This window comes from Paludibacterium sp., from assembly GCF_019232825.1.
Classification (GTDB): Bacteria; Pseudomonadota; Gammaproteobacteria; order Burkholderiales; family Chromobacteriaceae; genus Paludibacterium.
On record NZ_JAFAND010000091.1, the window covers coordinates 1 to 2168 of the forward strand.

At 54.4% G+C, this 2168-nt stretch carries 2 protein-coding genes; one reads left to right on the forward strand and one right to left on the reverse strand.

Features of this window, described 5'->3' with window-relative positions:
* The first annotated feature begins 102 nt into the window (after positions 1 to 102).
* Positions 103 to 642 (forward strand): hypothetical protein, encoded by a 540-nt coding sequence (locus JOZ06_RS11745; RefSeq protein ID WP_293232607.1) that lies wholly within the window; start codon positions 103 to 105, stop codon positions 640 to 642.
* Between the two features lie 426 nt (positions 643 to 1068).
* Here the strand turns inward: JOZ06_RS11745 and JOZ06_RS11750 are convergent, their stop codons facing one another.
* Positions 1069 to 2070, reverse strand: a complete 1002-nt coding sequence (locus JOZ06_RS11750; RefSeq protein ID WP_293232609.1) for a WYL domain-containing protein — start codon at positions 2068 to 2070, stop codon at positions 1069 to 1071.
* Positions 2071 to 2168: the final 98 nt, after the last annotated feature.

The window sequence follows — 2168 nt, forward strand, 5'->3', positions numbered from 1 at the left end:
GGCCCGAATCGAAAAGGACATTGGCGACGCCAAGAATGTGTGCACCATCCTCCTGCTGCGCACGCCGCGCCGTGAAGCATTCATGGCTTAAGCCGACCGTTCTTGTACACGCTTCCCAATGGCATCATTACGCTGGATAGCCTTACCCCCAAGTTTGCCCCTTATCGCAATGGAAACGGCCTGATTTCAATGAGCAGGGTTGCTGCTACCTCACCGCTGCGGCTTGGTCATCCCCGCGGGCGATCCTTCGGAGCAGCACTCGATCGAGCGCTTGAGCCCTTGTATTCCAGCCACGACGAGCGCAGCACCGGAGATATCGAGAGTTTGAGCCAGATGCTGCAGATGGGGCGTATCGACTATTTCCGGAGTTCCTCTCCGGAAGAAGAATACCTGGCCCGTACTCAGCCCAAGCACCAGACGACGATCCACCTCCCCTTGGAGGAGAGCCACGACCTGCTCTCCCATGAGGTGGCCTGCGCCCGCACTGCTTGGGGCGCCAAGATCGTGGAGCGGGTGAATCATCAGTTTGAATTGAAGGAATTGCGGCAGAAATTCCAGGGTTATTATGAAGGCTGGCTTGGTCCGGAGGAGCTGAAACTGTACCGCGTCTGGCTCAGCCAAACCGCGCAGCCCGGTCAGTAGCGGCCAGGCACCGTTGAATTTCTGGTCAATTTGACATCCGATTTTATTCGGTGTGATTTTAATTTTTAAGATAAATCAAGGTGTTATGGCTTGTGCAGTTTGGTGGTCGGCACAGTGTGGCCACCGTGATGACCACAAAATTCCCCATTCGTTATGTATCAGCGTGTGAACTATGTCCTGTTGGGCTGCCTCTGTGCGAAGTGCAAAAGCATGCCTGCATGTGTTCCTTCCACCACACGTAGAATCCGAAGCTTGCAAAGCCATAGACTACCGTTGCGCCGATTACCCTAAACATCATGCGTCCCCTGTCCGAATTCCGACTATTTGTCGTATCAAGCTTATGCGGCCGGTTGACCGCAGTAGGGGCATACTACGAGCAGGTGGCGACATTTTAGGTCGCTTGGCAGCATTCCCTTTTGTACGGATTTAGTTCGCATATGTTTCATGCAGTTTATTGGCCAACAAACGCATCTCCTCTCGCAAACTTGTTGGTCCAAGTACTTGGGCATGGACGCCAAAGCCCATGATCCAGCGGCGCAGCTCCTGGGTGTTGTGTACTTGGGCGATCAGCTGCACATGGTCGTCACCAGAGGATATAACCTGCTGATTCGGGTCCAACGGACGCTCGATGAGTGTCGTAGCGTAGGCTTTTTCGACGTGAAGAATCAGATTGACCTTTTGCTCGCCCTGCACAAGAAAGCCAAAGTTACCCTGTGCAATGTACTCGTCCAGATCAAAGCCATTGATCTCTTTTACAGGCAGGTCCGTCAGATCGGCAGTACGGATACGTCCCAGCACTAGCTGCTTGATGTCATCATACTCACGGAGCGTGCACACGAGATAGATCACTTGATCGCGCACCACCAACCCAAGCGGGTTGACCTGATACTGGCGAAGTTCCGTAGCATCGCGGGCGCAATAGACCACCTCCAACCGCCGATGCGTCAGCAAGGCTTGCGTAACCACCGATTGAACTTCGGGATCGATTGCCGGCGGTAGTTGCGGTAAGCCAGTTGCCAGCACTCGCACCTTTCGGCGCCAGGCCGAAAGGCCATTGCTGTGATTGTCCAGCACGCCAGCGGCCGTACGGAACCATGGGGCTAGATAATCCAAAGTGCTTTTCGGTAACAAGTCACCCAGATAACGCTCCGCCAGATGGAGCACCAATGCGGCCTGAGGCTCTAGCATAGGCAAATCCAGTTGCGGCGCGTCTGCCGCCCATGACCAGCCTTGTGGCTTGGAGGAGTCGGCCACCAACGGCAATGACGCAGACAGTTTTACGAGATCGCGCTGTATTGTTCGTACGGTCGCTTCAAACCCGGCCGCTTCGAGACGAGTTAGGATTTCAGCCGTACTGATCCGACGCGGAAAACGTGGGAGCTGATGCAACATGTGCCAGTGGCGCAGGAGAGTGTCGTTCCTTTTCATTTAAGCAGCATAGCGGCCCTAAACGACATTTACTGTCGCTTTGGGGTGCAATCATCACAACATGGCGCTACGTTGATCTACGTGATAGTCCGCAATGC

What these genes read in the sequence shown, in the direction of transcription:
- JOZ06_RS11750 (WP_293232609.1), bottom strand. Translation starts at nt 2,070, where the DNA reads ATGAAAAGGAACGACACTCTCCTGCGCCACTGGCACATGTTGCATCAG.